Source organism: Burkholderia sp. E168m15 (genome assembly GCF_016586105.1).
Lineage (GTDB): Bacteria > Pseudomonadota > Gammaproteobacteria > Burkholderiales > Burkholderiaceae > Burkholderia > Burkholderia orbicola.
In genome coordinates this window covers 1-16,372 of the sequence record NZ_BCPO01000189.1, presented here as the reverse complement: position 1 = coordinate 16,372, position 16,372 = coordinate 1, and the positions used below count along the sequence as shown (strand labels likewise).

Sequence of the window (16,372 nt, the reverse complement as noted above, 5' to 3'; positions counted from 1 at the left end):
GCCACGGCCTGCGCGTGCCGCCCCGCCCCGGCGCGGGAAAACCCCGATTCCCACATCGTCCTATGACATCCGGCATCGCAAATTGGCGGGATTACTTTGATCCTCGTCGGCGCCCGCCCGGGCGCATGCTGATAGCGAGGACCCCTCATGCGATACGTGCCATCGTGGACTTCCGTTTCCGCCGCGTCGTCGATTCCCGACGACGCGACCACCCAACGCGGCGACGAGCCGCACAGCCTGCCGCGGGTCGCGATCGCGGCCGCCGCCCTCGGCAATGCGACCGAATGGTTCGATTACGGCATTTACGCGTACGGCCTCGCGTACATTTCCGCCGCGCTGTTTCCCGGCAACACCGCGAGCGCGACGCTGTTCGCCCTCGGCACGTTCGCGATCTCGTTCCTGATCCGCCCGCTCGGCGGCCTGTTCTGGGGGCCGCTCGGCGACCGGCTCGGCCGCAAGCGCGTGCTCGCGCTGACCGTCCTGACGATGTCGGGCGCCACGTTGCTCGTCGGCGTGCTGCCGAGCTATGCGACGGCCGGCTGGCTCGCACCGGCCGCGCTGATCGTGCTGCGCATGGTGCAAGGATTCTCGACCGGCGGCGAATACGGCGGTGCAGCGACCTTCATCGCCGAATACGCACCCGATTCGCGGCGCGGCCTGTGCGGCAGCTTCCTCGAATTCGCGACGCTCGCCGGCTTCTCGCTCGGCGCGTTCCTGATGCTCGGCTTCGCGCTGCTGCTCGGCGATTCGGCGATGCATGCGTGGGGCTGGCGCCTGCCGTTCCTGGTCGCGGCGCCGCTCGGCCTGATCGGCTTCTACCTGCGCTCGCGCCTCGAGGAAACGCCGGTGTTCCGCGAGCTGGAGGAGCAGGCGCACCGCCGCGAGAAAAACGCCACCGCCGCGCTGCCGATCCGGCTGCTGCTGGTGCGCTATGCGAAGCCGCTGCTGCTGCTCGGCGGGCTGGTCGTCGCGCTGAACGTCGTCAACTACGTGCTGCTTGCGTACATGCCGACTTACATGCACAAGGAACTCGGCGTGAGCGAGAACATGTCGCTGCTGATTCCGCTGATCGGCATGCTCGCGATGATGGTGCTGCTGCCGTTCGCCGGCTGGCTGTCGGACCGCGTCGGTCGCAAAACGATGTGGTGGTTCTCGCTCGTCGGGCTGTTCGTCGCGGCCGTGCCGATGTTCACGCTGATGACGCACGGCCCGCTCGGCGCGTTCATCGGCTTCGCGGTGCTCGGCGTGCTCTACGTGCCGCAGCTCGCCACCATTTCCGCGATGTTCCCGGCGATGTTCCCGACCCACGTCCGCTATGCGGGCATGGCGATCGCGTACAACGTGTCGACGTCGCTGTTCGGCGGCACCGCGCCGATCGTCAACGACTGGCTGATCGGCAAGACCGGCAACGCGCTGGTTCCCGCGTACTACATGATGGCTGCGTGCGCGGTCGGGCTGGTCGCGCTGCTGGCGGTGATCGAGACGCGCGGGTGTTCGCTGCGCGGGGAAGCCGTGCCGGGACAACCGGGTTGACGCATTCGCGAAGGATCGCCTCCGGCTTCCCATAAGCGACAACCTTCATCGCCCGCCTTCCGGAAACGGAGGCGGGCGATGTTCGTTTCGGGAGGGGTCGACGGCCGCCGCGGTTCTGATGCGCTTCGGCCAGAAGCAGTCATTCGCCGTCGACGGAATTGACGGCTGTTGGCTCGCCCGAATCTGGCAGGAATGCGAAGCATTTGGCCACTATTGGTTTTCGCGTCGGCCGTATCTTCAAGCCGCCGGGATCGCGGTTTCGGCTCCGCCAGATGTGCCGGTCCGAGGTTCGCGAGTGCGTGCGCCTGAATCGATGCGGCTTGACCGTTGGGGGCGTCAGCGCCGAATGACTGTCCGACGACCACGGGCGAGAGGCCAATCCAGAGTCTCGGCGCAGACCTTATTCGGTCGAATCGAAATCCTCTTCTCTTGCATTCAGGATGCCGCTCAGCGTGAGCAGACCCGCGTCGAGTTGGTCCATCGTGGGTGCGGCAAGCGCAAGCCTGACGGCGTTCGGCGCATGGCCGGGCGCGGCGGCAAAGGTGGTCGAGGGCGTCAACGCGATGTCTCGTCGGGCTGCCGCTGCGACCAACGCCTGCGAGCGCCAATGGGCCGGCAGCGTCAACCACAGATGAAAGCATTTGCCGTTCGTCTGAATGTCGAAATCCGACAGACGGTCGGCGGCCAGCTTCTGACGGGCCACCGCATCGATGCGTTTCAGTCGGGCGAGTTCGGCAACCGTACCGTCGCTCATCAATCGCTGCGCGGCGGCAAATGCAAATCCCGATGCCGTCCATCCCCCCGAGCGCACCGACGCCATCACGGTTTCACGCAACCGATGCGGCGACACGATGAATCCGAGCGTCAACCCCGGCGCCACCTTCTTCGACAGGCTGTCGATCACGATGCAATTGTCCGGTGAGAGGGCGGCAAGCGGCGGTTGGTCGTCGAGGAAGCCGTACACGTTGTCCTCGATGACAGGAATGCCGAGCTTTTCCACGACGCGCAACAGATCTTCCCGTCGCGCGGCATTCATCGTCATGCCCAACGGATTCTGGATGGCAGGCTGAATGTAGATCGCCGAAAGATTCGCATCCCGGTGCGCCTTGAGTACGGCGTCGGGGCGCACGCCGCCTTCGTCCATCGCGAGCGGGACCAGCGTGATACCGAGGCGAGCCGCGATGCCCTTGATGAACGGGTAGGTCAAGGTTTCGACGCCGCAGCGGCCGCCCGTCGGAACAATGGCGCCAACCGCGGCGGCAATGCTCTGTCGTCCGTTCCCCGTGAAGACCAGCTGCTCGGGAGAAGGCGCCCAACCATTGCCCGCCAGACATGCGGCGGAGACGTTCCTGAGAGCGGGCGTCCCACTGCTGGTTGCCTGACCCAGGGCGCTCGCGAGCTCCGCAACGCTTTCGAGCCCGCTCAGGCTTCTCGCGATGAGTGTCGTCTGGTCGGGAAGTATCGGGTAATTGAACTCCAGATCGATCCGAACATCACGCGGCTCACCCGGCGCCGCTGCGCCGCGCCTTGCGTCGCCCGAAACGAACGTTCCCCGCCCGACCTCGCCGACGACGAGCCCTCGCCGCAACAACTCTGCATAGACCCTGCTGGCCGTCGACACGGCGATCTTTCGCTGGTCCGCGAAATTGCGCTGTGGCGGAAGCCGGTCGCCCGGCCTCAGCGTTCCGTCAGCAATGTCTGCGGCGATCGTGTCGGCCAACTTCAGGTATTCGGACTTTGACATTCAATGCACCGAGTTCAATATATATTGCACCGAGATCAATGTTTTGATTGTACCGAGCTTGACGCCGGTGCATTCTGTCTTCATCGCCCGATTGTATCGGGATTACCCAGCTTCCACGGCCAATATGCATGCGCCTCGTTTCGACGAAATCCACGCAGCGCCGAATTGTCCTCGGAGCATTCATGGAGACGCAATATGCCTTTCACCGCTTCGATGACCGCCCACCCTGTGTCTGCGAGAAGGACGACGGGGCCTTCACGCCTGTTGGGCGTGTGTGACGTCGACCGCGCGAGGTCATCGTGATGATTTCGTCGACCGGAATGGATCTGCAACTGACCCTCATCACGATACTGATCGCCTTCGCGGGTGTGTTCCTGATCTCGTTCATGAAAGGGGCCTTCGGCGGCGGCTTTTCGATCGTCGGCATTCCGTTGCTGTCGTTGGTGATGGATCCGGTGACCGCGGGCGGAATGCTCGCACCGCTGTTCATCGCAATGGATCTGTTCGCACTGCGCTACTGGAAACCTTCGACATGGTCGAAGCCGGACCTGATGCTGCTTTTGCCGGGACTCGTGACGGGCATCGGCGTCGGCTATCTGACGTTCCGGCTCCTCGACCACCGCGCGATCGCGATCGTGATGGCGGCGATCACGCTGATCTTCGTCGGACTGTGGTGGGTCGGAGGCGCAGCATTGACGGTCCGTCCGCGTTCCACGCCGAAGGCGATCACAGCGGGCCTTGCCTCCGGCGTGACCACGATGGTCGCGCATTCGGGCGGCCCGCCTCTTGCCATGTATCTGCTGCCGCTCGGCCTCGGCAAGGAAGTCTATGCGGGGACGACAAGCATGTTCTTTACCGTGGGTAACGCGACCAAGGCAGTGCCATGGCTGCTGCTGGCCAGGCCGACGGGCAATGTCTGGATCGTGATGATGGTCTGCCTGTGTGCCATTCCCGCTGGTGTCGTCGCCGGTTGGCGGCTCCACGCGAAACTGGATCAACGCCAGGTTTATCGAGCCTGCTACGGGCTGCTGGTGATAGCCGCGGTGAAACTGCTTTGGGATGGCGTGACGGGGTATCTCGCGTAAGCGTGGCTCCCGCGTACTACATGATGGCTGCCTGCGCGGTCGGGCTGATCGCGCTGCTGGCGGTGATCGAGACGCGCGGGTGTTCGCTGCGCGGGGAAACGCTTCCCGGTCAGCCGGGTTGACCCGCGCGCCGGCGGTTCCCGGCATCCCATAAACGGCATCCATTGCATCGCCCGCCTTCCGGCAACGGACGGCGGGCGATGTGCATTTCGGGCGGCGAAGGCCGCTGCCGGATTGTTGTCGTCCGGACAACACGATGTGCACCCCTGCGGCGCTGTTGGCGTGTGTAGGCCGTCACTACAATCGCTGACACGCTCGATCGGAATCCGGGCGCACCGAAGCGCGACCTTCACGATCGCGCTCGCGAACCGCCCTGCGCCGCGCAGTGCGGACTACCTCACTCGAAGAACAGGATTACTGAACATGAACGCACCCATCCGCAACGTCCAGCCGGTCATCGTCGCCCTGGGCAACGAAGGTTCAGGCGAGCTCGTTCCGTCCCGCTACGCCGTGCGCATCGGCGATGTCGATGTCGTGCTGATCAGCGACGGCGTACTGCCGCTGCCGACTTCCACCATGTCCACCAATGTGAGCGAAGCGGACCGCAACGCCTGGTTCGACGGCCGTTTCCTGCAACGCGACATGTTCGACTGGGCGCTCAACATCGCGCTCGTGCGCAGCGCCGATCACCTGATCCTGATCGACTCGGGCGTGGGCGACGGTTTCGAATACTTCACGCGCGCCGGGCGCTCGGTGATGCGCGTGGAATCGGCCGGCATCGACCTGGCCGCGATCACCGATATCGTGATCACGCACATGCACATGGATCACGTCGGCGGGCTGAACGTCGACGGCGTCAAGGCGAAGCTGCGCCCCGACGTACGCATTCACGTATCGGCAGCGGAAGTGGCGTTCTGGAAGAATCCGGACTTCAGCAAGACGGTGATGCCGGAAACCGTTCCGCCCGCGCTGCGCAAGGCGGCGGCGAGGTTCGTCGAACTGTATGGCGAAAACATCGTGCAATTCGACCGCACCGTGGAAGTCGCCACGGGCGTGTCGGCGCGCGTGACGGGCGGGCATACGCCGGGGCACTGCGTGGTCGACATCGCATCGAACGGGGAAAAGCTGACGTTCGCGGGCGACGCGATCTTCGAGGTCAACTTCGACAATCCCGACTGGCAAAACGGCTTCGAACACGATCCGGACGCGGCAGTCGACGTTCGTCTCGCGCTGTTCAACGAAGCCGCCGACACCGGTGCGCTGCTGGCCGCGGCGCATGTCGCGTTCCCGTCCATCGGGCATGTTGCACGGAACGGCGACGGCTTCCGTTTCGTTCCGGTCGTGTGGGATTACTGAGTGACGATCGGTAGCCGACGCGCACCGCACACCACGCATTGACGTTTTCCTGAACCGTACCGGCAAGAAAAAACGCCGCCGCACTTGCATGCGGCGGCATCACCTCACGCGTCGAAACGCGCATCAGGACCGCTCGAATATCACGCGACAGCCGAAATATTCCGCTCGGCGACCTCGTCCACCGCCTTCTTCACGATCCCGACGATCTCGTCGGCTTCCTCGCGCGTCATCACGAGCGGCGGTGCAAAGCCGAGAATGTCGCCGTGCGGCATCGCCCGCGCGATCACGCCGCGCTGCAGCGCGGCAGCCGACACCTGCGCACCGATCTTCAGCGAGGGATCGAACGGCACGCGCGCATCCTTGTCGGCCATGAATTCGAGCGCGGCCAGCATCCCCACGCTGCGCACCTCGCCAACGAGCGGATGCGCGTCGAATGCGTCGCGCAGCTTCGCGCCGAAATACTTGCCCACTTCCTCAGCATTGCCGACCAGGTTCTCGCGCTCCAGGATCGCGAGGTTCGCGAGCGCGGCGGCCGCGCACACTGGATGGCCCGAATACGTCCAGCCGTGCCCCATCGGCCCGTGTTCCTGCGAGCCGCGCGCGATCACGTCCCACACCTTCTCGCCGACGATCACGCCCGACAGCGGCGCATACGCGCTCGTCAGCCCCTTCGCGACGGTAATCAGGTCGGGCTCGATCCCGAAGTGCTGCGCGCCCATCTTCGAGCCGAGACGCCCGAACCCGCACACGACCTCATCGGAAATCAGCAGGATGTCGTGCTTGCGCAGCACGGCCTGGATCGCGGGCCAGTAGCCGGCCGGCGGCTCGATGATGCCGCCCGTGCCCATCACCGGCTCCGCGATGAACGCGGCGACCGTGTCGGCGCCCTCGCGCGCGATCAGCTTCTCGAGTTCGTCGACGCAGTACGCGACGAACTGCGCCTCGCTCATGCCCGCAGGCGCCTTGCGATACCAGTGCGGACACACCGTATGCTTCACGCGATCGATCGGCAGGTCGAAATGCTGGTGGAAGCTCGGCAGCCCCGTGAGGCTGCCCGTCACGATGCCCGAGCCGTGATAGCCGCGCTCGCGCGAAATGATCTTCTTCTTGTTCGGGCGGCCGAGCACGTTGTTGTAGTACCAGACGATCTTGACCTGCGTCTCGTTCGCGTCGGAACCCGACATCCCGTAATAGACCTTCTTCATCCCTGCCGGCGACCAGTCGATGATGCGCGACGACAGCTCGATGATCGCGTCCGACGAATGGCCGACATACGTGTGGTAGTACGCGAGCTGCTTCGCCTGCTCGTACATCGCGTCGGCGACTTCGGTGCGGCCGTAGCCGATGTTCACGCAATAGAGCCCGGCAAACGCGTCGATATAATGCTTGCCCTGGTGATCCTCGATGCGGATGCCTTCGCCGCCGCGCACGATCTTGCCCGGCAGCGCGCCGGTCTCGTGGTCGTACGCGTGCGTCGACGGGTGCATGAAGTGGGCGCGGTCCTCGCGCAGCAGTGCGTCGATCGATTTTTGCATGATGTGCTCCTTTGAATGGGTCAGGCCGTCGCCGCGACCGGCAGGCCGAGATTGCCGAGGCAGAAGTATTTGATTTCGGTGAACGGCTCGAAGCCTTCGGCGCCGCCTTCGCGCCCGAGGCCCGACGCCTTCATCCCGCCGAACGGGATCGGCGCACCGGTGAATTTCACGCCGTTGACCGACACCATCGCGAAGTCGAGCCGCCGCACCAGCTGGAAGATCGTGTCGATGCGCGTGGCGCACACGTAGGCGGCGAGGCCGTACTCGGTGTCGTTGGCCGTTCCGACCGCTTCGTCGAGCGTGTCGAACGCGCTGACGGCCGAGATCGGCGCGAAATTTTCCTCGTCGACCACGCGCATGCCGGGCGCGGCATCCGCGATCACGGTCGGCTCGTAGAACCAGCCGCCGAGCGCATGCGGCCGGCCGCCCGCAACGATGCGCGCGCCGCGTGCCCGCGCGTCCTCGACGCGCGCCACGGTCGCGTCGAACGCGGCCTGATGCATCAGCGGCCCGACGTCCACGCCCTGCTCGAACGCCGGCCCCGTCTTCAGCGCGCGCACCGCGTGCGCATACCGTTCGACGAACGCGTCGTACAGCGGGCGCGCGACGAGTATCCGGTTCGCGGCGCAGCAGTCCTGGCCGGAGGTCTGGAACTTCGCGCCGACGGCGATCCGCACGGCCTGATCGAGATCCGCATCCTCGGTCACGATGAACGGCGCATTGCCGCCCAGTTCGAGCGCGATCTTGCGGATGCCGGCCTTCGCGGCGGTTTCGGTGACGAGCCGCCCGACACGCGTCGAGCCGGTGAAGCTCACCGCACGCACGCGCGCATCGCCGACCAGCGTTTCCATCGCCATCTGCGGCTCGCCGAGCACCACGTTGAACACGCCGGCCGGGAAGCCGGCCTCGTCGGCGAGCTGCGCGAGCGCGAGCGCCGAAAACGGCGTTTCGTGCGCGGGCTTCACGACCACCGTGCAACCGACCGCGATCGCGGCCGCCGCCTTGCGCGTGATCATCGCGGCCGGGAAATTCCACGGCGTGATCAGCGCGGCGACGCCGACCGGCTCCATCACGGTGCCGAGATGCGCGCCGTCGATGTGGGTCGGGATCGTGCGCCCGGCGACGCGTTTCGCCTCGTTCGCGAACCATTCGACGAAGCTCGCCGCATAGCGGATCTCGCCGCGCGCTTCGGCCAGCGGCTTGCCCTGTTCCAGCGACAGCAGCGCGGCCAGATCGTCGACGTGACGCAGGATCAGTGCATACCAGCGCAGCAATGCGGCGCTGCGTACGGCATGCGGCGTCCAGCGCCAGGTGTCGTACGCGCGCTGCGCGGCGTCGACGGCCGCGACGATCTGCGCGCGTTCGAGCATCGGCACGTGGCCGATCACGGCCTGGTCGGCGGGGTTCACGACGGCGACCGTCGCGGCACTGTCGCTGTGAATCCAGCGACCGTCGACGTAGCAGGTCGACTTGAACAGAACGGGGTGTCCGGGCAGCATGCTGCGTCTCCTCGTTGGTGGGCACGAACTTCATTGTGTCGCGCCCTCGCATGCGGAAATTTCGGTTTGCACGGCTCGAAATGCCGGTTTTTTCCGTATTGCCGCGCACCGGCGCGAACTTTTACAGCCAGTCCGGCGCACCGCCGGATGCGCACTTCACGACCTTCGTCACGATGTACGTGAAGTAGCGCTCGATGCCGAGGTCTTCCATCAGCAACGCATCGATGAAGCGCTGGTAATGGTCGATGTCGCGCGCGACCACGTGCAGCACGTAATCGACGCCGCCGCCCGTCGCATAGCACTGCGCGACCTCGGATGCTGCGGCCACGCGATCCTCGAAGCGCCGCATGTCGGGCGCGGTGTGCCGCGACAGCGTCACCTCGACGACGATGCGGCTGCCGGAGAACGTGCCGATCCAGTCGACGTCCGCGCGATAGCCACGGATCACACCGCTTTCCTCGAGCTTGCGCACGCGCTCCCATGCCGGCGAAATCGACAGGTTCACGGCTTCCGCGAGCTTCGACTTCGTGATGCGCCCGTCGCGCTCGAGCAGGCGCAGGATCGCGAGGTCGTATCGATCGAGCTTGATCACGTCGTGCGCGTCCTCATACGGCCACCGGAATGTTGCGCTCGACGATGTCGGCGACCACCGCGATCGTGTCGCCCGGCTGCACGATGCCCGGGAAGTGCCGGGCCGCGAGCAGCCCGCGCCGCCGTGCGACGTATTCGATCGGCGTGACACCCGTGCGATCGATGTCGTGCACGCGCGCGAGCACGTCGCCGGCGTCGACCTCGCTGCCCAGATCGCGGCACATCTCGAGCAGCCCGCGATGCTCGCTCGTCGTGAAGCACGAGCCGTCCGGCATGTCGAGCAGCGTCGTCGTGCTGCGAGGGGCATTGCCGTCGATGACGTCCTTCGCGATCACGCCCGCATGCGCGAGAAATCCATACACGCCGCGCTCGGCGATCGCGACGCTCGCCGCCGTCGACGTGCCGCCACCGCCCAGCTCGGTCGACACGAATACCTTGCCGGCTTCCTCGGCCGCGCTGTCGTAGAGGCCGACGCTGTCGAGTTCCAGCATGCGCATCGAATACGGCGCGCCGAACGCGCGCATTGCACGCTCGCAGCGTGCTTCTTGATCGCGGTTCTCCAGCACATGAATCGCCGCGAACGGCACGAAGTCGAGCGTGCGGCCGCCCGCGTGAATGTCGAGCACGTGCGTCGCGAGCGGCAGCAAATGGCGCTGGAAGTAGTCGGCGATCTTCTCGGTCACGGTGCCGTCCGGGCGGCCCGGGAAGCTGCGGTTCAGGTTGCCGGCATCGATCGGCGACGTGCGGCAACCGGCGCGGAACGCCGGGTAGTTCATGAACGGCACGACGATCACGCGGCCGGTCACGTCGGCCGCCTTCAGCGAACCGGCGAGCTTCGACAGCGCGACCGGCCCTTCGTATTCGTCGCCGTGATTGCCGCCGGTCAGCAACACCGTCGGCCCGTCGCCGCGCTTCACGACGGTCACCGGAATCATGATCGCGCCCCACGCGGAATCGTCGCGCGAGTAAGGCAGCTTCAGGAAGCCGTGCTGTTCGCCGTCCGCGTCGAAATCGACGGTCGGCGTAATCGGGGAAGCACGCATCGCCCTACTCCTTCACGAACAGCTTGCGCGGCACGTTGCAGAACGTCTCGACGCCGGTCTCGGTGATCAGGATGCTCTCCGTGATCTCCAGCCCCCAGTCGTCGAGCCACAGCCCCGGCATGAAATGGAACGTCATGCCGGGTTCGAGCACCGTCCGGTCGCCCGGACGCAGGCTCATCGTGCGCTCGCCCCAGTCGGGCGGATAGCTCGCGCCGATCGGATAGCCGCAGCGGCTGTCCTTGTCGATACCGGCGCGGCGCAGCACCGCGAAGAACGCGTTCGCGATGTCCTCGCACACGTTGCCGGGTTTCGCGGCCGCGAGCCCGGCCTCGATGCCCTCGACCACCGCGCGCTCGCCTTCGATGAAATGCGCGGGCGGCTTGCCGAGATAGACGGTGCGCGACAGAGGGCAGTGATAGCGGCAGTAGCAGCCGGCGATCTCGAAGAACGTGCCCGCGCCGCGCGCGAACGTCGAGTCGTCCCAGGTCAGGTGCGGTGCGGCCGCGTCGGCGCCGGTCGGCAACAGCGGCACGATCGCCGGATAGTCGCCGCCGAATCCGTCCGCGCCGCCGATCCCGGTCGCATAGATCTGCGCGACCAGGTCGCTCTTCTTCATGCCCGGCTCGATCGTCTCGACGATATGCGCATGCATCCGCTCGACGATGCGCGCGGCCACGCGCATGTATTCGATCTCGCGCGGCGACTTCACCGCGCGCTGCCAGTTGACGAGCGCGGTCGCGTCGACCCAGCGCGCGACCGGCAGATGCTGCTGCAGCGACGCGTACGCCGCCGCGCTGAAGTAGTAGTTGTCGAGCTCGACGCCGATGCGCAGCGTGCTCCAGCCGCGCGCCGCGATTACCTCGGTCGACAGGTAATCCATTGGGTGGCGTACGCTCGACTGCACGTAATGGTCGGGATAGCCGACGATGTTCTCGTGCGCCATGAACGCGGTGCGCTTCGCGCCGTTCGCGTCCTGGTTGCGGCCGAACCACACGGGTTCGCCGTCCAGCGCGAGCAGCACGCACTGGTGCACGTAGAACGACCAGCCGTCATAGCCGGTCAGCCAGCCCATGTTGGTCGGGTCGGTGACGATCAGCAGGTCGATGCCGGCCCGCTCCATCGCCGCGCGCGTCTTCGCGATGCGCGCGGCATATTCGCTGCGCGCGAACGCGAGACGCGGCGCGGCTGTCTGGGTTTCGATGACTGCGGACATCTGTCTCCTCTCAAGTCGTGAGGTCGTTGTGGAAAATCGTGCCCACTTCCGCCGCGCGGGCGCGCTGCAGCGCGAGCACGGCAATCGCGGTGTCCTGCGCGCCGGTGCCGGTCAGGTCGCAGATCGTGATGTCGTCGCGATGCGTGCGGCCGTCGCGGCGGCCGGCGATCACTTCGCCGAGTTCGGGAAACACGGCGTCGGCTGCAACGGCCCCGGCCGCGATCGCATGCGCGAGTTCGCCGGCCACGCGGGTCTGCTGCAGCCGGTCGCAGAAATACCGTGCGGCGCCGAACACCGACGGCGCGAGTTCGGTCTTGTAATCGGCGTCCGAGCCCATCGCCGTCACGTGCAGCCCGGGATGCAGGTCTTCCGCGTGCACGAGCGGCGCGCGGCTCGGCGTGGTCGTCACCGCGATGTCCGCATCGGCCAGCGCCGCGTGCACCGAGCGCGCGACGATCGCGTCGATTCCATGCGCGGCACGCACGTCGGCCGCGAAGCGCGCGGCACGTTCGGCGTCGCGCGCCCACACCGTCACGTGCGTGATGTCGCGCACCAGCATCAGCGCGGCGAGTTGCAGCCGGGCCTGCTCGCCCGCGCCCACGATCGCCGCGCGGCGCGCATCGGCGCGCGCGAGCCGGCGCGCGGCCACGGCGCCGGCCGCCGCGGTGCGCACGGCCGTCAGGTAGCCGTTGTCGAGCAGCACGGCCTCGGTCAGGCCGGTACGCGCCGATAGCACGAGCATCAGCCCGTTCAGGCTCGGCAGCCCGAGCGACGGGTTGTCGAAGAAACCGGGGCTGACCTTGATCGCGAAGCTGTCGAAACGCGGCAAATATGCGGTCTTCACGTCGACTTCGGCGTGGCGCGCCGGCAGCGCGAGATTCAGGATCGGCGGCATCACGACCGCGTCGGTCGCGAGCGACGCGAACGCGGCCTCGACCTGGTCGATCGCGGCGAGATCGAGCGGCACCAGCGCACGCAATTGCGCCTGACCGAGCAACGTGACGGGATGGGCCATGTCAGTTCTCCGAAACGAGCCGGCGATGCGCGGCCATGTCGATGTTCGCGCCGCTCACGACGACCACGATCGGGCCGCCGCGATCGCGGCGCACGATCCGCTCGTCCAGCAACGCGGCGAGGCCGACCGCGCCGGCGCCTTCGACGACGAGCCGCTCTTCCCGATACGCATGCGCGATGCCGCGCGCGATCGACGGCTCGTCGAGCAGCACGACGTCGTCGGCCAGCGCGCGCGTCATGTCGAACGTGTAGCGGTTGTCCAGACCGATGCCGCCGCCGAGCGAATCGGCCAGCGTCGGCTGCTCGGCGACGTCGACCGGGCGGCCGGCCGCGAGGCTCGCATGCATCGCGGCGCCGCGCGTCATCGATACGCCGATCATCTCGATCGGCGGCCGGATCGTCTTCGCGGCAAACGCGACGCCGCTGAACAGGCCGCCGCCCGACAGCGGTACGACGAGCGTCGCCGTATCGGGCAGCGCCTCTAGGATCTCGACGCCGATCGTCGCCTGGCCCGCGATGATGCGCGGATCGTCGAACGGCGGTACGTACGCATAGCCTTCGTCGCGCACCAGGCGCCGTGCTTCGACCTGCGCGTCGTCCTGGCTCTCGCCGACGATCACCACGCGCGCGCCGAGCGCCGCGACCGCATCGACCTTGTTGGCCGGCACCAGCGACGACATGCAGACGGCCGCGTCGATGCCGAGCGAGCGTGCCGCATGCGCGACCGCGCGGCCGTGGTTGCCGGTCGACGCGGTGACCACGCGCGTCACGCGTTGGGCCGCGAGTTCCGCGAGCGCATTGGTCGCGCCGCGCAGCTTGAAGCTGCCGGTCGGCTGCAGCGTCTCGAGTTTCAGGTAGACGGGGGCGCCGACGCGCACGGACAGCGCGGCGGACGCGACGAGCGGCGTACCGTCGGCGCGCCCGGCGAGGCGACGGCGCGCGCGGTAAACGTCGGACAGCGACAGGAAGGACATGGAACGCGCGCCTCGCGACGAATGTGATGCGATCCAGTCTAATGTTCCAAATCGCGCTTTCGAATGTCCTGATACATTGCGCGCGACATCGCGGCGGCGCCGCCGGTTCAGTGGAAATCGTTCAGGTGCGGATACTGTTCGAACACGCCCGCGATCGTCTCGAGCGCCGCGTTGCACGCGGCATCGGAGGTTTCGGCGCCGATGCACACGCGTACCGCGTTCGGCCGCTCCGTGCCGCCGACGAGAAACGGATCGGGCGACGTCACCGCGATCTTGCGGGTGCGCAGTTCGCGCACGATCCGCTCTGCCTGCCAGTAGTCGGGCACGCGCAGCCAGGCCGACAGCGCGTTCGGGTGCGCACCGAGCACATACGGCCCCAGCGCGGCCTTCACCATCTCCTGACGCACCGCGAGCCGCTGGCGCTGCAGTTCGACGAGCCGCCGCGCGGTGCCGTCGGCGATCCAGCGCGTCGCGATCTCCGCGATCGGCGACGTCGCCATCCAGCTGCTCACGCGCAGCACGCTCTCGACGCGCAACGCGAGCCGCCGCGGCATCGCAAGATAGCCGGTGCGCAATCCGGTCAGCACCGATTTCGTCATGCTCGTGCAGTAGAAGCCGAGCTCCGGGATCAGGCTGGCGATCGGCGTGCCCGTCTTCTCGGGCAGCGGGCCGTACACGTCGTCCTCGATCACGTACACGCCGTAGCGCGTCGCGATGCGCGCGATCGAGCGCCGCCGCGACTCGGGCATCAGCGACACGGTTGGGTTATTGAGGGTCGGCGTGCAGACGAGCGCACTGATCCGTTCGCTGTCGCACATCTCCTCGAAATGTTCGGGACGGATGCCGTGCTCGTCCATCTCGAGCCCCTTCAGCGTAAACCCGAGCACGTTCGCGGAGCCGATCACGCCGTGATCGGTCAGGCTCTCGCACAACACGGTGTCGCCCGGCCCGACGATCGACGCGAGCGCGAGAAAGATGCCATGCGCCGCGCCGTTCGTGACCAGCAATGATTCGCGGTGCACCGGCATGTTCAGCGACGCGAGCCATGCGGCGCCGGCGTCGCGATGCGCGTCGAGCCCGGCGATCGGCCGGAACGAGCGAATCCACGGCTGATCGTCGGTGCCGGCCAGCGCCGTGCACACGCTGCGCCACGCGGCATCGTGCTCGGGCGTGTGCACGATGCGGGCGATCGAGAAGTCGACCAGTTCGCGCTCGGTCGTATCGAGGATGTAGTTCGACATCGATTCGGTCACGCGCGCGGCCACGAAGCTGCCGCGGCCGACCTCGCAGCGGATCAGCCCCTGGCGCTCCAGTTCCTTGTACGCGTTGGTGACGGTCTGCACGCTGACGCCGAGGCTCGATGCGACGTCGCGCTGCGGCGCGAGCCGGGCGCCCGGCGCGAGCGCGCCGTTCTCGATGTCGCTGGCGATCGCCTTCACGAGCCGCTTGTATTTCGACTCGATGCCGTGCACCGCGCCGAGCGCGTCGCGCCAGCCTGCCGATACCTCGGTCCGTCCCATCTCGATGTCTCCGTCGTGGCTTCCGCATGGTCGCTCAGAAAGACACCCTGAAAATATTGTCCTAGTGCAATCGCGCGCGCGAAAGCAGGACGTTGCGGGTCGAATCGGACGATGCAATCGGCGTGCCCGCACGGACGCCGGCGCGGCACTTCGATTGTTCGGAGGAATGTCGCGGGAGCGGCTACCCGCGCAGAATGCGCCGTGCCTTCAGGATCACCGGCATGTCGACCATCCTGCCGTCGAGCGCGACCGCCGCGCCGCCGCTCGCGTCGACGGCATCGAGCACGCGCCGCGCCCACGCCTGCTCCGCGTCGGTCCACGCATACGCGCGATGCACCGCGTCGAGCTGCTTCGGGTGAATGCACAGTTTTCCGCCGAAGCCGAACCGCCGCGCGTGGCGCGCATGCCGTTCGATCGCGGCGGGATCGTCGATGATCGTCGACACGCCGTCGACCGGCGGCGCAATACCGGCCAGCCGCGACGCGAGCACGATCCGCGAGCGGAATGCGTTCAGCTCTTCCCCGTCGCCGTCGATGCCGAGATCGACCTGGAAATCGAGCGTACCGAACGCCACGCGCACGACGCGCGGCGCGGCACACACCTGATCGAGCCCCGCGATGCCGGCCGCCGTCTCGACGATCGGCAGCAGTTCGAGCGCGCCGTGCGCGTGCGCGAGCACGGCATCGAGCTGCGCACGCGTCTCGCATTTCGGCAGCATCACGCCGGCCGTGCCCGGATGCGCGGCGATCGCGGCGAGGTCGTCGGCGAACCACGCGGTATCGACCGCATTCACACGCACCCACACGGGCCGCGCGGCATCGAGCCGCGCGACGACCGCGTCGCGCGCCGCCGGCTTGCCGTCCGGCGGCACTGCGTCCTCGAGATCCACGATCACCGCGTCGGCGCCGGCCGCGCGCGCCTTCTCGAAGCGCTCCGGCCGATTGCCGGGAACGAAGAGCCACGAACGGGCGCAGGCGGAGGCAGTGGCGGGAATCGTGTTGGTCATCGTCGTCGTGAAAGCGGAATCAGATCGTGCCGTTCGCGCGCAGCGCGGCGATCCGCGCGCGGTCGTAGCCGAGTTCGGCGAGGATCGCATCGGTATGCTGGCCGAGCGCCGGCACCGCATCCATGCGCGGCTCGACGCCGGCGGGCAGCCCCGGCGGCAACAGCGCGGGCACCGGGCCCGCGGCCGTGTCGACGCTGCGCCAGCGCTCCCGCGCCTGCAATTGCGGGTGCCGCCATACGTCGTCGAGCGTGTTCATCCG

The 16,372-nt window shown here is 67.2% G+C and carries 13 protein-coding genes and 1 pseudogene; 3 read left to right on the top strand and 11 right to left on the bottom strand.

The window, feature by feature from the left end:
- Window positions 1-147: 147 nt before the first annotated feature.
- Complete coding sequence (locus JMF86_RS29855) at window positions 148-1,533, top strand: MFS transporter (RefSeq protein ID WP_201317215.1); 1,386 nt, start codon at window positions 148-150, stop codon at window positions 1,531-1,533.
- A 400-nt stretch (window positions 1,534-1,933) separates the two neighbouring features.
- Here JMF86_RS29855 and JMF86_RS29850 read toward each other — a convergent pair whose 3' ends face one another.
- Window positions 1,934-3,277: a PLP-dependent aminotransferase family protein gene (locus JMF86_RS29850; protein WP_011549332.1), complete on the bottom strand. Its 1,344-nt coding sequence runs from the start codon at window positions 3,275-3,277 to the stop codon at window positions 1,934-1,936.
- Between the two features lie 302 nt (window positions 3,278-3,579).
- Between JMF86_RS29850 and JMF86_RS29845 the strand changes: the two genes are divergently transcribed.
- Window positions 3,580-4,362, top strand: coding sequence for a sulfite exporter TauE/SafE family protein (locus JMF86_RS29845; protein WP_201317214.1), 783 nt, complete (start codon window positions 3,580-3,582; stop codon window positions 4,360-4,362).
- Window positions 4,363-4,785: 423 nt separating this feature from the next.
- Window positions 4,786-5,718: an MBL fold metallo-hydrolase gene (locus JMF86_RS29840; RefSeq protein WP_201317221.1), complete on the top strand. Its 933-nt coding sequence runs from the start codon at window positions 4,786-4,788 to the stop codon at window positions 5,716-5,718.
- Window positions 5,719-5,858: 140 nt separating this feature from the next.
- Here JMF86_RS29840 and JMF86_RS29835 read toward each other — a convergent pair whose 3' ends face one another.
- The 10 genes and pseudogenes from JMF86_RS29835 to JMF86_RS29790 form a co-directional block, all read right to left on the bottom strand.
- On the bottom strand, window positions 5,859-7,253 hold the full coding sequence (locus JMF86_RS29835; RefSeq protein WP_201317213.1) for an aspartate aminotransferase family protein: 1,395 nt from the start codon (window positions 7,251-7,253) through the stop codon (window positions 5,859-5,861).
- 20 nt (window positions 7,254-7,273) lie between these two features.
- Entirely contained in the window at window positions 7,274-8,752 is a 1,479-nt protein-coding gene (locus tag JMF86_RS29830; RefSeq protein ID WP_201317212.1) for an NAD-dependent succinate-semialdehyde dehydrogenase, read from the bottom strand.
- Window positions 8,753-8,873: 121 nt separating this feature from the next.
- Window positions 8,874-9,344, bottom strand: coding sequence for an Lrp/AsnC family transcriptional regulator (locus tag JMF86_RS29825; RefSeq protein WP_011549337.1), 471 nt, complete (start codon window positions 9,342-9,344; stop codon window positions 8,874-8,876).
- 13 nt (window positions 9,345-9,357) lie between these two features.
- A complete protein-coding gene (gene doeB / locus JMF86_RS29820; RefSeq protein ID WP_011549338.1) occupies window positions 9,358-10,386 on the bottom strand; it encodes a N(2)-acetyl-L-2,4-diaminobutanoate deacetylase DoeB in 1,029 nt (342 codons plus the stop codon).
- Window positions 10,387-10,390: 4 nt separating this feature from the next.
- The gene (doeA, locus tag JMF86_RS29815; protein WP_011549339.1) at window positions 10,391-11,599 is read right to left on the bottom strand and encodes an ectoine hydrolase DoeA; all 1,209 of its coding nucleotides are present in this window, start codon (window positions 11,597-11,599) and stop codon (window positions 10,391-10,393) included.
- A gap of 10 nt (window positions 11,600-11,609) precedes the next feature.
- Complete coding sequence (locus tag JMF86_RS29810; RefSeq protein WP_201317211.1) at window positions 11,610-12,614, bottom strand: cyclodeaminase; 1,005 nt, start codon at window positions 12,612-12,614, stop codon at window positions 11,610-11,612.
- Between the two features lies 1 nt (window position 12,615).
- The gene (eutB, locus tag JMF86_RS29805) at window positions 12,616-13,587 is read right to left on the bottom strand and encodes a hydroxyectoine utilization dehydratase EutB (protein WP_201317210.1); all 972 of its coding nucleotides are present in this window, start codon (window positions 13,585-13,587) and stop codon (window positions 12,616-12,618) included.
- Window positions 13,588-13,694: 107 nt separating this feature from the next.
- A complete protein-coding gene (locus JMF86_RS29800) occupies window positions 13,695-15,107 on the bottom strand; it encodes a PLP-dependent aminotransferase family protein (RefSeq protein ID WP_175766719.1) in 1,413 nt (470 codons plus the stop codon).
- Between the two features lie 181 nt (window positions 15,108-15,288).
- A complete protein-coding gene (locus JMF86_RS29795) occupies window positions 15,289-16,113 on the bottom strand; it encodes a CoA ester lyase (RefSeq protein WP_201317209.1) in 825 nt (274 codons plus the stop codon).
- Window positions 16,114-16,132: 19 nt separating this feature from the next.
- Window positions 16,133-16,372 (bottom strand): annotated as a pseudogene (locus JMF86_RS29790) (CoA transferase); the annotation flags it as partial.

Coding starts and splice junctions, on each gene's coding strand:
- JMF86_RS29845 (WP_201317214.1), top strand. CDS start 3,580: ATGATTTCGTCGACCGGAATGGATCTGCAACTGACCCTCATCACGATA.
- doeA (WP_011549339.1), bottom strand. CDS start 11,599: ATGTCCGCAGTCATCGAAACCCAGACAGCCGCGCCGCGTCTCGCGTTC.
- JMF86_RS29830 (WP_201317212.1), bottom strand. CDS start 8,752: ATGCTGCCCGGACACCCCGTTCTGTTCAAGTCGACCTGCTACGTCGAC.
- JMF86_RS29840 (WP_201317221.1), top strand. CDS start 4,786: ATGAACGCACCCATCCGCAACGTCCAGCCGGTCATCGTCGCCCTGGGC.
- eutB (WP_201317210.1), bottom strand. CDS start 13,587: ATGTCCTTCCTGTCGCTGTCCGACGTTTACCGCGCGCGCCGTCGCCTC.
- JMF86_RS29850 (WP_011549332.1), bottom strand. CDS start 3,277: ATGTCAAAGTCCGAATACCTGAAGTTGGCCGACACGATCGCCGCAGAC.
- JMF86_RS29835 (WP_201317213.1), bottom strand. CDS start 7,253: ATGCAAAAATCGATCGACGCACTGCTGCGCGAGGACCGCGCCCACTTC.
- JMF86_RS29795 (WP_201317209.1), bottom strand. CDS start 16,113: ATGACCAACACGATTCCCGCCACTGCCTCCGCCTGCGCCCGTTCGTGG.
- JMF86_RS29855 (WP_201317215.1), top strand. CDS start 148: ATGCGATACGTGCCATCGTGGACTTCCGTTTCCGCCGCGTCGTCGATT.
- JMF86_RS29800 (WP_175766719.1), bottom strand. CDS start 15,107: ATGGGACGGACCGAGGTATCGGCAGGCTGGCGCGACGCGCTCGGCGCG.
- JMF86_RS29810 (WP_201317211.1), bottom strand. CDS start 12,614: ATGGCCCATCCCGTCACGTTGCTCGGTCAGGCGCAATTGCGTGCGCTG.
- doeB (WP_011549338.1), bottom strand. CDS start 10,386: ATGCGTGCTTCCCCGATTACGCCGACCGTCGATTTCGACGCGGACGGC.